The 14,819-nt window shown below is 60.1% G+C and carries 14 protein-coding genes and 2 pseudogenes; 13 read left to right on the top strand and 3 right to left on the bottom strand.

Annotation, left to right across the window (positions count from 1 at the left end; translation table 11 throughout):
- The first annotated feature begins 54 nt into the window (after positions 1 to 54).
- The 11 genes and pseudogenes from nifE to RFM68_RS29365 all read left to right on the top strand — a co-directional run.
- On the top strand, positions 55 to 1,545 hold the full coding sequence (nifE, locus tag RFM68_RS29415) for a nitrogenase iron-molybdenum cofactor biosynthesis protein NifE (protein ID WP_320236500.1): 1,491 nt from the start codon (positions 55 to 57) through the stop codon (positions 1,543 to 1,545).
- Positions 1,546 to 1,551: 6 nt separating this feature from the next.
- Positions 1,552 to 2,934: a nitrogenase iron-molybdenum cofactor biosynthesis protein NifN gene (gene nifN, locus RFM68_RS29410; protein WP_320236499.1), complete on the top strand. Its 1,383-nt coding sequence runs from the start codon at positions 1,552 to 1,554 to the stop codon at positions 2,932 to 2,934.
- Positions 2,900 to 3,403 carry a nitrogen fixation protein NifX gene (gene nifX, locus RFM68_RS29405; protein ID WP_320236532.1) on the top strand — a complete coding sequence of 168 codons (504 nt, stop codon included), beginning with the start codon at positions 2,900 to 2,902 and terminating at the stop codon, positions 3,401 to 3,403. The genes nifN and nifX overlap by 35 nt, the downstream gene beginning before the upstream one ends.
- 12 nt (positions 3,404 to 3,415) lie before the next feature.
- Complete coding sequence (locus RFM68_RS29400; RefSeq protein ID WP_320236498.1) at positions 3,416 to 3,895, top strand: NifX-associated nitrogen fixation protein; 480 nt, start codon at positions 3,416 to 3,418, stop codon at positions 3,893 to 3,895.
- Positions 3,896 to 3,922: 27 nt separating this feature from the next.
- Entirely contained in the window at positions 3,923 to 4,708 is a 786-nt protein-coding gene (locus tag RFM68_RS29395; RefSeq protein ID WP_320236497.1) for a winged helix-turn-helix transcriptional regulator, read from the top strand.
- 98 nt (positions 4,709 to 4,806) lie between these two features.
- Positions 4,807 to 5,673: a universal stress protein gene (locus tag RFM68_RS29390; protein WP_320236496.1), complete on the top strand. Its 867-nt coding sequence runs from the start codon at positions 4,807 to 4,809 to the stop codon at positions 5,671 to 5,673.
- 1,381 nt (positions 5,674 to 7,054) lie between these two features.
- Positions 7,055 to 8,212, top strand: coding sequence for a TlpA disulfide reductase family protein (locus RFM68_RS29385; protein WP_320236495.1), 1,158 nt, complete (start codon positions 7,055 to 7,057; stop codon positions 8,210 to 8,212).
- 345 nt (positions 8,213 to 8,557) lie between these two features.
- On the top strand, positions 8,558 to 9,028 hold the full coding sequence (locus RFM68_RS29380) for a DUF269 domain-containing protein (protein ID WP_430694973.1): 471 nt from the start codon (positions 8,558 to 8,560) through the stop codon (positions 9,026 to 9,028).
- 26 nt (positions 9,029 to 9,054) lie between these two features.
- Positions 9,055 to 9,258 carry a CCE_0567 family metalloprotein gene (locus tag RFM68_RS29375; RefSeq protein ID WP_320236493.1) on the top strand — a complete coding sequence of 68 codons (204 nt, stop codon included), beginning with the start codon at positions 9,055 to 9,057 and terminating at the stop codon, positions 9,256 to 9,258.
- A complete protein-coding gene (fdxB, locus tag RFM68_RS29370) occupies positions 9,255 to 9,572 on the top strand; it encodes a ferredoxin III, nif-specific (RefSeq protein WP_320215349.1) in 318 nt (105 codons plus the stop codon). The genes RFM68_RS29375 and fdxB overlap by 4 nt, the downstream gene beginning before the upstream one ends.
- A gap of 27 nt (positions 9,573 to 9,599) precedes the next feature.
- Positions 9,600 to 9,752: pseudogene (locus RFM68_RS29365) on the top strand (exopolysaccharide production repressor protein); the annotation flags it as partial.
- An 80-nt stretch (positions 9,753 to 9,832) separates the two neighbouring features.
- On the opposite strand, the gene RFM68_RS29360 reads toward RFM68_RS29365, so the two are convergent.
- The 3 genes from RFM68_RS29360 to tnpC form a co-directional block, all read right to left on the bottom strand.
- A complete protein-coding gene (locus RFM68_RS29360) occupies positions 9,833 to 9,979 on the bottom strand; it encodes a hypothetical protein (protein ID WP_320236535.1) in 147 nt (48 codons plus the stop codon).
- Between the two features lie 333 nt (positions 9,980 to 10,312).
- Positions 10,313 to 10,744 carry an IS1096 element passenger TnpR family protein gene (locus RFM68_RS29355; RefSeq protein WP_320217619.1) on the bottom strand — a complete coding sequence of 144 codons (432 nt, stop codon included), beginning with the start codon at positions 10,742 to 10,744 and terminating at the stop codon, positions 10,313 to 10,315.
- An 8-nt stretch (positions 10,745 to 10,752) separates the two neighbouring features.
- A complete protein-coding gene (gene tnpC, locus RFM68_RS29350) occupies positions 10,753 to 12,036 on the bottom strand; it encodes an IS66 family transposase (protein WP_320236492.1) in 1,284 nt (427 codons plus the stop codon).
- Between the two features lie 46 nt (positions 12,037 to 12,082).
- Between tnpC and RFM68_RS29345 the strand changes: the two are divergent.
- Positions 12,083 to 13,092: pseudogene (locus RFM68_RS29345) on the top strand (1-aminocyclopropane-1-carboxylate deaminase).
- A 927-nt stretch (positions 13,093 to 14,019) separates the two neighbouring features.
- Complete coding sequence (locus tag RFM68_RS29340; RefSeq protein ID WP_320236531.1) at positions 14,020 to 14,709, top strand: OmpW/AlkL family protein; 690 nt, start codon at positions 14,020 to 14,022, stop codon at positions 14,707 to 14,709.
- Positions 14,710 to 14,819: the final 110 nt, after the last annotated feature.

Here is a 14,819-nt window from a genome sequence, read left to right as displayed (position 1 = left end):
TGGCCGGCTTTTACGATCGGTCCGTCTTCTCGATTGACTTTGGAGACCGGCGCAATGTCCTCGCTCAATGCCAAAATCCAAGATGTCTTCAACGAGCCTGCCTGCGAAAACAACCGCGGCAAGGACGCCAAGGCGCGCAAGAAGGGCTGCTCCAAGCCGCTGACCCCCGGGGCGGCAGCCGGCGGCTGTGCCTTCGACGGCGCAAAAATCGTGCTGCAGCCGATCACCGATGTCGCGCATCTGGTCCATGCACCGCTCGCCTGCGAGGGCAATTCCTGGGACAACCGGGGCACGGCTTCGTCCGGGCCAACGCTATGGCGCACAAGCTTCACGACCGATGTCACCGAACTCGACGTGATGATGGGGCAGGGCGAGCGGAAGCTTTTCAAAGCGATCCGCGAGATCAAGGAAGCTTACGCGCCGCCCGCGATCTTCGTCTATTCGACCTGTGTGACGGCGCTGATCGGCGACGACATCGAGGCCGTGTGCAAACGCGCGGCCGAAAAGTTCGACCTGCCGGTGGTGCCGGTCAATGCGCCGGGCTTCGTCGGGTCCAAGAATCTCGGCAACAAGCTTGCCGGCGAGGCGCTGCTCGACCATGTCATCGGCACGGCGGAGCCCGACGATGCCGGCCCTTACGACATCAATATCCTTGGTGAATTCAACCTCTCGGGCGAATTTTGGCTGGTGAAGCCGCTCCTTGATCGGCTCGGCATCCGGGTGCGCGCCTCAATTCCGGGCGACGCCCGCTACCTCGACGTTGCGTCAGCGCACCGCGCCCGGGCGACCATGATCGTGTGCTCGACCGCCCTCATTAATCTGGCGCGCAAGATGGAGCAGCGCTGGGACATCCCGTTTTTCGAAGGCTCCTTCTACGGCATCACCGACACCTCTGAAGCGCTGCGGCAGATCTCCAGACTGCTCGTGAAGAAGGGTGCGGATCCGGAGATCCTCGGCCGCACCGAGGCATTGATTGCTGAAGAGGAGGCGATTGCCTGGAAGAAGCTCGCGGCCTACCGGCCGAGGCTCGAAGGCAAGCGCGTGCTTCTCAACACCGGCGGTGTGAAGTCCTGGTCGGTCGTCCACGCGCTGATGGAGATCGGCATCGAGATCGTCGGCACCTCGGTCAAGAAATCAACGCCCGAAGACAAGGAGCGCATCAAGAAGATACTCAAGGACGAAAACCACATGTTCGAGGCCATGGCACCGCGCGAGCTTTACGCAATGCTCTCAAAACACGAGGCCGACATCATGCTGTCGGGAGGGCGCACGCAGTTTATCGCACTGAAGGCCAAGGTACCCTGGCTCGATATCAACCAGGAGCGTCACCAGCCCTATGCCGGTTATGACGGCATGGTGGAACTCGTGCGCCAAATCGACCTCGCCATCCACAACCCGATCTGGCGCCAGGTGCGGGAGCCACCACCGTGGGAGTGCCGGCTCCCCGCAGGGGACGAACCGCCGAGCACGAAGGGTGAGACCGCGACCGTCCAGGGTTTCAAGAAATTCGCCGGCACGACGGCCGACGATTTCGGCGAGTGTTGAGGAAAGATGGTCCGCATCCTTCCCCAGACAAAAGCCGCGGCCGTCAATCCACTGAAGTCGTCGCAGCCGCTGGGTGCAGCCCTGGCCTTTCTTGGGATCGATGGTGCGATGCCGTTGTTCCACGGCAGCCAGGGGTGCACCAGCTTCGCGCTCGTGCTTTTCGTGCGGCATTTCAAGGAAGCCATCCCCCTGCAGACTACCGCGATGGACGAAGTGGCGACGATCCTTGGCGGGGCGGATCATCTGGAAGAGGCGATCCTCAATCTCAAGACTCGCACAAAGCCAAAGTTGATCGGGGTCTGCACGACGGCGCTAACGGAAACCCGAGGTGAGGATTTCGCAGGGGATATCGCCAATATCAGGCAGAAGCGCGCGGAAGAACTCGCGGGTACGGAGATCGTGCTGGCCAACACGCCGGATTTCGAGGGGGCGATCGAAGAGGGCTGGGCCAAGGCTGTCACGGCGATGATCGGAAGGATCACGCGTCCCGGCGAGCAGGCGCGGCAATCGAAGAAGATCGCGATCCTGCCCGGCTGGAATCTCACTGTGGCCGATATCGAGCATTTGCGCGACATGGTCGAAAGCTTTGGGCTCAAGCCGGTGATTGTGCCGGACGTCTCCGGCTCGCTCGACGGTACAGTGCCAGACCGCTGGGTCACGACCACCTATGGCGGTACCAGCGTCGAGGACATCCGCGAGCTTGGCACGGCCGTGCGATGCATTGTCATCGGTGAGCATATGCGCCGCCCGGCCGAGCTGCTGCACAGGTTGACCGGCGTGCCTTACGCGATGTTCCAGTCCCTGGCTGGATTGAAGGCCGCAGACCGGTTCGTCTCGCTGCTGTCAGCGATTTCGGGCGCGCCGGTGCCGGCCGGGGTGCGCCGGCGTCGGGCGCAGTTGCAGGACGCGTTGCTCGACGGACATTTCCATTTCGGAGGCAAGAAAATTGCGATCGCTGCCGAACCAGACCAGCTCTACCAACTCGCGACTTTCTTCGTCTCCATGGGCTCCGAAATCGCGGCGGCGGTCACCACGACCAATATGTCGAAAATTCTGGAGAAAGTACCGGCGGACTCGGTTCAGATCGGCGATCTCGGCGATTTGGAAGCTCTTGGCGCAGGCGCTGATCTCCTCGTCACCCATTCCCACGGCCGCCAGGCGGCGCAGCACCTTGGCATCCCGCTCATGCGCGTCGGCTTCCCGATCTTTGACCGGCTCGGCAGCCAGCACAAGCTCACAATACTCTATCAGGGAACCCGCGACCTGATCTTCGAGGTTGCCAACATCTTCCAGGCCAATCGACATGCGCCGACGCCTGAGGCGCTTGATCCATTCCGACACCGAGAAATGCCAGATGAGCTCAGTTCGTCGCCTCTCGCTCGTCTCTGACGAGGTTCACGCATCGATGCCGCTACGGCAAGCCGGCGCTTTGCGCGTGGCGATCGCTACGCAAGACATGAACAACCTCAACGCTCACTTCGGGTCGGCCAAGCGCTTTGCGGTCTACGACGTGACGCGCGAGGAATGGCAACTTGTGGAAGCCGTGGCCTTCGACGACGTTTCCGATGAGAGCGGGACGCATCGCAGCGAGGGCGACGATCGCATCACTCCGAAGGTGGAGGCGCTGAAGGGCTGTCACCTCCTGTTTTGCCTGGCTATTGGGGGACCTTCGGCGGCCAAGGTTATTTCGGCGAAAATCCATCCGATCAAAGTGCCGCAGCCCCAAACCATCCAAGAGGTGCTGTTGCGCACGCAAACGATGCTCAGGAAGGCTCCTCCCCCCTGGCTGCGCAAGGTGCTGGGCCAGGCCGGCGTTGCCGAAAAGAAACCGTGCTTCGAAGACGAGGACTTCAAATGAGGAGTGGGCGAAATGTTTGACGCCGTGGTCAGCCCTGATGTCGCCGAGGACGAGGCGGCCCTTGCCACCCCGTTCGTCAAATGCCTCGTGCGGCTGATCCGTGCTCAAGATTCCTACGGAACATGGGAAGGCAAATCGGACGTCGAGCTCCTGGGCGACTTCATCATCACAAAGGAACAGCGCCGTGCGATCCCGATTATCGGCGATCCCGATCCTGACGTCCTGTGGAGGCTCGACATGTTTTACACCGCCGTCGGGCTCGCGATCGAAGAGCGTTCCGGCCTGATGGCATCGCCGATGATGGAGATGAGCCATGAGGGCTTCGGGCGCGTCCTCTTCACGGCCGGGCGGCTGGTCGTTCTGTCGAAGACCCTGCGCGACGTCCACCGGTTCGGCTTCGAGACGTTCTGGAAACTTGCGGCGGCGGGTACGAAACTGGCCGGTGATGCGATCGGGGCCATTGAAGCCTATCCCGATGTGGCGCGGGCGTGATGGAAGCGATTTTCGAGCAAGGGGATCATGCCAGGCGTTGAAGACATGCCATGGCCCGCCTACCCAACCGGGGCGGTCGAGGCCGATTTGCTTCTTGGGGTAGCGCCGATGAAGCCATTGGTCCTGATCTGTTCGCAAGATGCGGAGTTGTATCTGTTCCTCAGTCACATTCTGGGGGTGGACGGCTTCACGAGTGAGCCGGCCGGCGGCGTGAAGGAAGCAATTGCAGCGGCCGATGAACGAGAACTCCAGGCGGTGGTGCTGGATTGCGGGCCAGCAAGCGCAACGGGCTCCACAATCTGCGCAACATTCAAGAGCGAGCCCCGGACGGGTGGCCTTCCCGTTATTGCCCTGATTGCCCCCGGCGCCGAGAACCAGCACCTCGATCTGTTGAAGGCAGGCATCGACGAGAGTTTTGTGCGGCCGATCGCGCCGGCCACGCTGCTTGACTGTCTGCGCACGAAGCTGGCGCTGCCGAAGCCGGGTTCAAACGGGGCCGAAAACGGCAGCTGGCTCTGCTGCGGCGGCCTTGAGATGAAGCTCGATGCCTACCGAGTTCGCGGTAATGGCCATGACATCCATCTCGGACCGCTCGAGTTCAACCTGCTGCGGCATTTGCTTGAGGCCCCCGGCAAGGTCTTTAGCCGAGATGAGCTGATCGACGCGGCCTGGCCCAACAATATCCATATCGGTGCGCGCACCGTCGACGTTCATATCAGCCGGATCAGAAAGGCGCTGAAGGCGGCCTCGCCCGACAGCGTCATTCGTACCGTCAGATCGGCAGGTTACTCGCTGGAGAAGCCGGATGGCTGAATGGCAAGCCGGTTTGCCATTTCCCCTCTCCCTCGCGAGGGCAAGTCTAGCGGCTTCGAAACGCCTGCAGGTACAACATACTCGAAAAGAAGCAGTCCATGGCCTTCAAAAGCGTACTCAGTGTGACGGGAGCTCACCACTCCGATAAGGACGTCACAATAGCTGCCGGCTTGTGTGCTGAGGGCGGTGCGAACCTTTCGGTACTTATTATCGGGTCTCCGCCGCTTTGCGGTTCCATCCCCGAGTGGCCAAAACGACGTGCAGCGGCCATTGCCAAACTGGAAAAGCGCTATAGGCAAATCGAGAAATTTTCACACGACATGGCCATTCTGGAAAAGACGTCCAGGGATATTCAAAAACAGCTGGGAGCCCTGTGGATTTGCTATGACGTCGATACCGAATACTGCGATCAGGACAGCGTCGGCGACGCGGTGCGACAGCGGGCGCTCTGCAGTGACCTGACCATCGTCGGCCCCGCACTTCTCAACGACATCGATCTCGGACCTCTTGTTATCAACGGCAGCTTGTTTGATACCGGAAAGCCGGTGCTCGTCGTACCGAAGGGTGCCGAGGCGACTCTGTCGCCACGGCGCGTGCTGGTCGGCTGGGATTCGCGCGTCGAGGCGTCCCGTGCGGTTCGGGAAGCACTGGAGTTGCTGTCCGGTGCCGAGGAAGTTCGCCTCACATTAGTCGATCCGGAGGTGACCTGCACCGGAAACGGCATCGAGCCGGGAGCCGACGTCGCTGCCTATCTCACCCGGCATGGTGCTCGGGTGTCGGTCGACCGGCTGCCGAGCGCCGGCAAGCCGGCGGCAACAGTGCTCGCGCAGCACGCAATCGACACGTCTGCCAACATGATTGTCATGGGCGCTTATGGAAGCCGGCGGCTGCGCGAGCGGCTCTTCGGTGGCGTGAGGAGATGGATAGAAGCAAAGCCGCCATTGCCGCTGTTTTTGGCGCGGTGACGGTTCCGAAGGGGCACCTATTCTGTTCGAAGCTCTGCTTCGCTGCTCGCCTATCCTGATGCCAAGTCGGCCAAGGTCGCGGCAAACGCGCAGGTTTTCGCGGAGCGCCTCGAGACGATTTACAAGCGCCACGGCCCGAGGCATCCCGCACGTCTCCAGTGTGCCCTTAGGATGGCTTCTGCTCGCCCGAGATGATCCGTGAGCGGAACTTAACGGCCGCGCCGACGTACTGGGCTTCTCAATGCATTCAAACTCAAGGGTTCGCAGGTCGGCGTCAGGTCGAAAACGAGAATCCTTTCGACGCGGCACGCCGTTCGGACCCGCATCGGCATCCGCATGGGCGAAATCAGGGATCGCCCTCACTATTGGGTTGGGGCTGAACAACGCAATCATAGTACCGCGCGGCCAAGACCCTCGACTTCGAGTCTGGACAGTCGGGCCCTTGCCGGATTGGGCGGCAAGCGATGGCAACAATCATAATGTCATTGGCTGAGATGGTAGAGCGGCGAGGAAGGCCGCATCTTCAGTGTATTCAGTCGGTCCGGCCGGACCCGCGTGGCGGTCGAATGGTCTTGGGCTGATCAAATCCGACAATGTTCGCATTCGTACCCGGGCGGGCGCTGTAGCGCCCGGGCGCCAGAAACACACAAAGGTAGCACCAAAGCAGGAAGCCCCCAGAGTTCACCGGCCGGCACCAGCACTCCTGGCCAGTCCGCCACGATCGTCATAGTCTATCTGAAAATGGCGGCATTGGCGATGGCGGTAGTGGCGGGCCGCAGTTGGACCAGCGTCGTCGTTGAGGACGCCCATGTCACCAGCCGAGAAATTCAATCGCAAGGCGGGCGAGGGGGCACAGCGGCACGCGCATGGAGCGGCGCCTTGCAATTGAAATGCCGAGTTCCGCTACCGCCTGAGGAACCGTAACGGCCCACAGCTCAACCCAATGGGCACGAAGCGGACGATGATGACGAGCCTGGCGATAGCCGACGCAGTCATGATGTCCATCTGCTCATCCCTTGGCCGGTATACATGTTGAGTGGTCCGTGGCCAGGCTCTTCTGGCGGCGCGCAGCGCGTGATGCATGTCCAAAACCTGACAACGGCGGCAAACATGTCGGGTTCAATACAACCGGCCATCTTCGTCGCATGGTGGGTTTTCAAGCGAAACCACGCCTTACTGCACGCCGAGCGCACTGGCACAGCCTTTGCAAGTGGAGATTCGGCAACACTGGATGCCGGCAAGACTGAGTAAACGCTCACTGCGCGCAGACGCGCGAGACGGGTGATGCTCGCTTTCCTTGAACCCGTGTGCCCCTCGCTTAGTGGGAAACAAGCTCGCGCGCAAAGTCGCGCAACCTTTGGCAATAGCCTTGGAGAGCAACATGGCATTGCAGATGGAGACACAGGCTCCCCCGATCAAGGTCGAGACCTGGCTGCGTGGCGAGCCGTTTGCGAGTTTCCAGCCCGGCAAAGTGTACGTCGTCGAGTTTTGGGCGACTTGGTGCGGACCATGTGCGGCCGCGGCACTCCAACTGGTGCAACTGCAGGAGAAATACAAGGACGCCGGACTTGAGGTCGTCGGAGTCGCGGCTGATGAAGACGCTTCCTCGCCCGTTGAGGTCCGAGCCAAGTTGGGCGCGTGGTTGGCCGAAAAATGCCCGGATCTGAACTATCGGATCGCGTTCGACCCTACAGGCGAAATGAACAAGCTTTGGAGGGAGCCCAGCTTTTCGGTCGGAATTCCGACCTCGTTCGTGGTCGACCGGGACGGCCACATCGCCTTTATCGGTCATCCGAGGCAACTCGACGAGGTCTTGCCGAAAGTGCTGAACGGCAGTTGGCGCGCCAGCGATGAAGCGAAGGCCGCCGACACGGCGCGGATCGCCAGAAATGGCGCAATAGCGCGCGAACAGGGCTTGAAGAAGCCAATCAATGACAAATTCTGGGCGGCGATAAAGGCAGAGGATTGGACGATGGCGCTCTCGGCGATCGAAGAGGGCATCGCCTTGATGCCAGACAATATCAGTTTTCGCCTGGCTCATGTGCATCTGTTACTTCACAGAATGAACGACATGCAAAAAGGCATGCCCGTCATGCGCCAATTGGTTCGCGACGCAATCGATAGAAACTCCGAGAACTGGATGCTTGCAGCGCTAGGCCAGCTCTTCAGTCCGGCGCACGATCATTCGCACTTTCCATCTGGTGAGCGTTTCGCGATGGGCAAAAAGCTGTCCGAACACATCTTGGCACTCAATCCCCCGCAAGCCGACGGCCCTAAGTTCCGGTCTTATCCGGCGGTCGCTAGGTACTATTACGACAGCGGCAACAAGGATCGCGCGATCGAGTTGCTCAGGTTGGCACTGAAGTCGCCTGAAGGTCCGGAGCTTATTCCGGACGCACAGAAACAGCACCTTCTACCGGATTTGCTGCAGACCCTAGCCAGCTACAAGGCTGGGAGGGCCGTTGCAGCGCTCTCTTCGCGGGTTCGCAAAACATTTTCCCCCCGACACCAAAGCGCGAGCGGCCGAAAAAATACATAAAAAGAGGCGTCAATCTGAATGTTTACTGGCCAATTCGTCCATTTGCCTGGCGTGGCCGCAGCAAGTAGGCCCTATGCAGCACCGGGTGGATCGCTTGCGGCAGTTTCAAAGCTCGAATTTTGCGATGACCCGCGGCCGCGCAGCGGCGCAAGTGATGTTGGACGCGAATTCTCGCCATGGTGGAAGGCCTCGCGGTCGAAGACGCGTCCAAGAACGCTCACCGGGACGTCAATTGCTTGGAATTGCCCGCTCCGAGCCGGGCATCGGCCGCGCACGTGTGCCCGAGCTAGGCGCTGCCGAAAAAGGAAATTCGACGAAGAGGCCTGAACTGGGGAGAATATGAAATTGCCCGAAGCCGCGACCTGCGCTGCTATCAACGAGGACGATGCCGCCCTTGCCACCCCGTTCGTCAAATGCCTCGTGCGGCTGATCCGTGCTGAGGAGTCCTACTGCTTATGGGAAGGCAAATCGGACGCAGCGCTGCTCGCCGCCTTCATCGTCACCGGAAAGAAGGGCCGCGCGATCCCTGGCATGGGCTATCCCGATCCCCACGCGCTGTGGAGGCTCGACATGTTTTACAGCGCCGTCGGGCTTGCGATCGCTGAGCGTTTCCACCCGGCGACATCGCCAATTGTGGAGGCCAAACCCGTGAGGCCTCTGGGCGCGGGCTTTTCGGTGCCAGGCGTTGGGTCGTTCTGTCCGGACATCCACCGCTTCGGCTTCGAGACGTTCCGACAACTCGCGGAGGCCGGTACGAAACTGGTCGACGATGCGACCGCAGACACCGAAGTCAGTCCCGACGTCGCGCTGGCGTGATGGAAGCCGTATTCGAGGAAGGATTAATGTCAAACCGTGAAGAGCTGCAGAAGAAGGTCCGCAAGCTGCAGTCGCGTGCGGGAACGGCGAAGATGGAATTGCACGACCTTGCCGAAGACCTGCCGGTCAACTGGACCGAGATCAAGGTGATTGCCGAGAGAACGTTCGCCGTTTTTGCCGAGTGGGACGCTGCCAAGAGAGATCTCGCTGCATCGGAGAATGCGCGATGACGAGCGCGTTCGTCACCCGCGACGGCTCCAAATGGATGCCGCAATATCTCACCGCTATCGACGGCACGACCTGCATAGGCTGCGGACGCTGCTTTAAGGTTTGCTCGCGCGAGGTCATGCACCTTTACGGCGTCGATGACGCAGGCGAAATCCTCGGCCCCTGCAACGACGAAGACGACGACTTCGATGGCGAGCTCAATCGCATGATCATGGTCGTCGACCATGCAGGCCGCTGCGTCGGCTGCGGAGCCTGCGCCCGCGTCTGCCCGAAGAACTGCCAGACACATGTTGCCGCCGACAAGGTCGCTGCATGATGTGGCGAGAAAACCAGGAGAACGGCGTTGCCCTTCAGAATATTTTATCGCGTTTTTTGGCTGGTCCTGTGCAGCAACGCTTTGGCTGTCTACTTTGCTTCTCATTCCATCCGCACAGTAGTCCTCACAACGCTGGCTTGTTCGCTGCTCCTCCAGATAGCCTATTTCGCAAGCGTGCTCTTTCTGATCTGGCGGTCTGGCGGCACTAGCAGATCTGGCCAAAGGGCTGAACATTTCGGAGTTGCGACGCAGTTGGAATGTCAGCCGCCAGATGATGATGAGGTGGTGAGGAACAAATCTTCCAATGTGCCTCCGGTCTTTCCGATGGGCGGCATATCGCTGCGCCACTGAGGCGAGATGACGAGATCAAAGTCAGATTCACGCCACTTCGGATCAACCGTGAACATCGGGTGGATCTTTCAAGGAATGCTATGCCTGGTGCGGTCGACGGCGACCGCATTCCGTCGTACCAATCCCGGCGACGCAGTTTTTGGTGCGACAGGCATTGGTGGGGACGCCGACGTTGCCGTTGCGTGTCGGGACGGCGAATGAGGCGCTGGAATGTGACGAAGCTCTTCTAAGATGTCGGACAGCGCAGCTGACCTCAGACCAAACACGCCCCTTAAGCTGATGTGCATAGCTACTCTCGGCTCATTCACGCATCGCCGGAGAGAACATGCTGGAAAAGTTCGAACGTAATTACCCACCCCCTCGCCCCCTCGATGCGGCATGGTGCGTCGTCACTCGTCGTCGATGTCTGGGTACTGCGGGGGAGCCTTGCCGATCTTGCTGACGATCCTCGGGTAATTGGCATCGGGCTGCGCCTGCCCTGTTCCAATAACTTCAACGCGGAAGCGCCACTCGTCACCGTAGTCGTACAAGAAGGTCATTGCCGAGCCCACCTTCTGGAAGGCTGTGGTGACGCGCGTGCCCCTCACGCTGCGAGAGCCGCTCGCCTCCATGTCGGCGAAGAGTTCGAACCGCAGGGGCGAGTCGAACAGCTTTCCCGTCAGCTTTGAATAGAAGCCGTAGGCGTGGTCCAAGTCGAAGCCAAATGCCGCTACGATGGCTTCGGCCAGATCCGCTAGCGTGCTCGAACTCGACACCTCGATGTCCCGACAAAGCCGTGCCCGAAGAGAGGCTCGCAAGATCAAGGTCGCGGGCTCAGTCATAGCGGATTTCAGGCGCTGACGGTTTGAAGGATGATTTTGAAGGGGTTCGTGCCTGGCGCGAGACGAGCCGTGTCGACGACGGTTCGAATGTCGGCTTCGCCCTGGGCGGCCCACATGGCGCGATAGCCGTTGGTGATCTTCCGTTGAACGACGGCGGGTCTCAGCGCCCGTTCGCAGGCGTTGTTCGTCGCGTCGACCATTCCTGGCCATTGGGCAAAGGGCAAAAGTTGATCGCGAGCTCGCCTGAACTTGTTTTGGATGTCGCGGGCCAGATCGCACGACGTTGTGGTGGCGAAGATATGGTCCAGACTTCGCTCCAGGGCGCGACGCTTGCCGGCGATGGTCGAGGCGGCGAAGGTTTCGATACCGTCGGCTAGGGCGAAGGCCCTTTGCAGCCAACGCTTGAGCCGTGAGGGCAGCATGTCCTCACTTGCCTCGTCCGCATAGGCGACGTCGCGGGCGAGATGCGCCAGGCAGGTCTGATGCGCATCTGCGTGACCTTGTTGCGCGGCATAGCGATCGGAACACCAGACGTCGGGCCGATGGCCGTCCATCAGGCTCCGGACCACGACGGCGCCGCGCGTTGGCGCCGCTTGATGAACAACCGCTTCGGCGCAGCGAAACACCCAGTGGTAGGCGTTGCTTCCTTCGATCCGCACGCCGGTCTCATCGGAGGCGATGACCTTGGCCCGGCGCAACGCCGCGACGGCCTTGTCGCGCTCGGCCGCGAACGCGCCCTGCGCACGGCGCAACATGTTCATCAGTCCGCCCTGGCTAATGGTGAGACCGAAAAGGTTCGCGAACGCGCCCTGCAGCCGCTCGTAGGACAGGGCCTGGAAAGTCTTGAGATAGGTCGCTACGGCGTGCACGCGTGGCCCGAACGGCGTCCCCTTCGCCGCATCTGGCACAGCCGCGACGACCAGCGTGCCGCAGGACGGGCAACGGACTGCCAGACGCCGATGGCGCTCAATCAAAGGCCTGATCGCGGGAAGCTCAATCTTGTCGTGCTCGCTGACGGTTTCGGCAGCAAGATCGCTCGACAGGCTGGCGCGGCAGCAAAGGCATTGGCTTGGATGATGATCGATGATGCGATCGGCATCCTCACTCATGGCGCGGCTGTGACCTTCATGACCCGCCTTGGCGCCGCCAGGCTTTGCCCTGTCCCGACGCGCCTTGCGATCGCTCGAAGGTGGCTTGGACGACGTGCGTGATGTCTTCTCTGGCCGCTGCATCCGCAGCACCAGATCGATCAACTCTTCCTTCGTCAGACGCTGCAAATCAGTGCGATCCATATCCCCATAGATTCAGGGATTCTTGCCCCTGACAAGGGCGTGAGTAATTACGTTCGAACGCTATCCACTTACCTTTGGACCGACGCACATCGAGAAGCTCGACCGGCTCAGCAAGCATCTAGGTGGAAAGGTGGAAATCTACGCCAAACGCGAGGACTGCAACTCCGGACTCGCGTTTGGCGGAAACAAACTGCGCAAGCTCGAATACATCATCCCCGACGCCATCGCCTCAGATGCCGATACGCTTGTCTCCATCGGCGGCGTACAGTCCAACCACACGCGAATGGTCGCCGCGGTCGCGGCCAGGATCGGCATGAAATGCCTCCTAGTTCAGGAGAGCTGGGTTCCACATGAGGATGCCGTCTACGATCGGGTCGGCAACATTCTCTTAAGCCGCATCATGGGCGCAGAAGTGCATCTGGTCGACGAGGGCTTTGACATCGGCATCCGTCGCAGTTGGGAAAAGGCGCTCTACGAGGTCAAGGCAAGGGGCGGCAGACCCTATGCGATCCCAGCTGGCGCGTCCGTTCACCCGTATATGGCGGTCTCGGTTACGTGGGGTTCGCAGAGGAGTTGCGCGATCAGGAGAAACAGCTTGGGTTTGCATTTGACTTCATCGTCGTTTGCACGGTCACGGGCTCGACGCATGCCGGCATGATCGTCGGATTTGCCAATGACGGTCGACATCGCAACGTCATCGGGATCGATGCCTCTGCCACTCCCTCGCAAACCAAGGCGCAAGTGCTGGGTATTGCTCAACATACAGCGGAGCTCGTCGATCTTGAAATGGAACTGGTCGAGGATGATGTGGTGTTGCTCCAGGAGTACGCTTACCCATGTTATGGCATACCGTCCCCGGAAACTAAGGATGCCATCCGTCTGTGCGCGCGGCTCGAAGGTATGATCGTCGATCCCGTTTACGAAGGCAAATCGATGCAAGGAATGATCGACCTGGTCCAGAAAGGTTTTTTTGCCAAGGGATCGAGGGTTCTTTTCACGCATCTCGGCGGTGCGCCGGCGATCAACGCCTACGGTTACACCTTTCGAAACGGCTGACCCGTGCGGGCCGCGTCAGCAGCGGCCCGGCTGGGAGTCGCCGCGACGGCTGCAGAGCGTAGAGCTAACTAGTGCATATGGAGCGGTCGCCGCAGCCGCCTATTGATATCGCCACGAACCGCAAACACTTGGCGACGCTGGCGGGCAGCGCCCAAAATTCAGACTGCTTTGGGTCTGGCATCTGGGCGGTTGCTCGACGGCGGTCACTCGGCCGTGGCGGGTTTGCCGATGAGATCATGAAAGCAAGAAGAGCGCTCGCTCGGGCGCCCGTGAATGCGATCTGTTTTCCGGGTTTCCATCGCCCTGAGTGCGAGGTGGAGGATCGAGCGGCTCGATGCCCTGTGAGAAATCCAGCACCAGCCAAGCTGCGTGAGCGATCTCCGGAGAGAGCCACCGCATTGAATTCGACGTGCGGCCTTATCTTCTCGATCGCGTTCGAAGAGAGTTTCCAGCCTGGCGTGAGCGGCTTGGAGAAAGATCACATGCTCGATATGACCATGCTCGCCGCGCACGATAGCGCGCTAACGCGAAAGATTGCGATCAACTCAAACCTGATTGGCAGGCCAAATCCTCTCGTATGAGTCATTGAAGTTGTGGATGGAAGAGCCCGCCTCGCATGACCAACGTCGCGATCACCTCGTGAGGTATTGTCTCCTTCATTCTCTGCCAATGTGTCAGATATAGCTCTCGCGTGCTTTCGGTCGTTAGTCCGTTTGTGCAAAACACGACAATATCAGCTCGAAACACGACAGTATCAGCTCCGAGACACGAGCGTGTCGGAAGCGAATCGTGCGGTTTCCAATGTTCTTCTCGTTGGCACGACAAATGCAGTGCGCTTCGCAGATCGTCTGTATGCGAGTGATGAGAAATAATCCCGCGCGCACAAACGATAGAGTCTACCGTTATCAGATACCAGGAGAGAACATGATGACAAAAGTGCGTATGGTTGCGGCGCAGGGTGCGATAGCGCTCATCGTCCTTATGGGGGTGGGTCAGCACGCTTTTGCGGCAGACCCTGCGCAACGTTACATCGCACAGGACCAGGGGACAGCGGAGGCGTCGAGCCCGTGGCAGATCCGCGTGCGCGCGTTGGGAGTGAAAACCAACGATTCAGGTTACGTCGGTGGAATTGCCGGTTCCAATCTCTCCTATTCAGACACCGTGACGCCGGAATTCGACATCTCCTATTTCTTCACCGAAAACATCGCTGCCGAACTCATACTCGCCACTACCTACGCCAACGTTGATGGCACCGGAGCAATCGGCGCGCTAGGGAATGTCGGCAAGGTATGGACACTGCCACCCACGCTCACGCTGCAGTATCATATCACCCACTTCGGGGCCTTCCGACCCTATGTCGGCGCCGGCCTGAACTACACCGTCTTCTACAATCAGAGTGCCGGCAGCGCCGATGCTCTTCATGTGAAGAACACGTTTGGTGCCGCGCTGCAGGTCGGCTTCGACTACATGTTGGATCGCCACTGGGGGATCAATGTCGATGTCAAGAAGCTTTTCCTGGAACCAGATTTTACCGTCAAAGTGGCCGGCGCCGATCTGAAGGGCAAGGCCAAGCTAGACCCCTGGTTGATTGGTGCAGGTGTCACTTACCGCTTCTAACAGGTCGGCGATTGAACCTTCGGCATTTAGAAGCGCCGAAAACGCCCAATGAAAGACTTGAGGGCAGACCGGACCCTGTCCAGGCTGTTCCTCAACCTTACGCCGTGCAA

This window comes from Mesorhizobium montanum (assembly GCF_033977145.1).
GTDB lineage: Bacteria > Pseudomonadota > Alphaproteobacteria > Rhizobiales > Rhizobiaceae > Mesorhizobium > Mesorhizobium montanum.
Note: the sequence above shows the minus strand (reverse complement) of the source record. Positions and strands in the feature narration are given on the sequence as shown.

Excerpts from the sequence above, each read along its gene's own strand:
- RFM68_RS29385 (WP_320236495.1), top strand. The coding sequence starts at position 7,055 with ATGGCATTGCAGATGGAGACACAGGCTCCCCCGATCAAGGTCGAGACC.
- RFM68_RS29360 (WP_320236535.1), bottom strand. The coding sequence starts at position 9,979 with ATGTTCACGGTTGATCCGAAGTGGCGTGAATCTGACTTTGATCTCGTC.
- nifX (WP_320236532.1), top strand. The coding sequence starts at position 2,900 with ATGAGCTCAGTTCGTCGCCTCTCGCTCGTCTCTGACGAGGTTCACGCA.
- RFM68_RS29390 (WP_320236496.1), top strand. The coding sequence starts at position 4,807 with ATGGCCTTCAAAAGCGTACTCAGTGTGACGGGAGCTCACCACTCCGAT.
- RFM68_RS29375 (WP_320236493.1), top strand. The coding sequence starts at position 9,055 with ATGTCAAACCGTGAAGAGCTGCAGAAGAAGGTCCGCAAGCTGCAGTCG.
- tnpC (WP_320236492.1), bottom strand. The coding sequence starts at position 12,036 with ATGGATCGCACTGATTTGCAGCGTCTGACGAAGGAAGAGTTGATCGAT.
- RFM68_RS29340 (WP_320236531.1), top strand. The coding sequence starts at position 14,020 with ATGACAAAAGTGCGTATGGTTGCGGCGCAGGGTGCGATAGCGCTCATC.
- fdxB (WP_320215349.1), top strand. The coding sequence starts at position 9,255 with ATGACGAGCGCGTTCGTCACCCGCGACGGCTCCAAATGGATGCCGCAA.
- nifN (WP_320236499.1), top strand. The coding sequence starts at position 1,552 with ATGGTCCGCATCCTTCCCCAGACAAAAGCCGCGGCCGTCAATCCACTG.
- nifE (WP_320236500.1), top strand. The coding sequence starts at position 55 with ATGTCCTCGCTCAATGCCAAAATCCAAGATGTCTTCAACGAGCCTGCC.
- RFM68_RS29395 (WP_320236497.1), top strand. The coding sequence starts at position 3,923 with ATGCCAGGCGTTGAAGACATGCCATGGCCCGCCTACCCAACCGGGGCG.
- RFM68_RS29355 (WP_320217619.1), bottom strand. The coding sequence starts at position 10,744 with ATGACTGAGCCCGCGACCTTGATCTTGCGAGCCTCTCTTCGGGCACGG.
- RFM68_RS29400 (WP_320236498.1), top strand. The coding sequence starts at position 3,416 with ATGTTTGACGCCGTGGTCAGCCCTGATGTCGCCGAGGACGAGGCGGCC.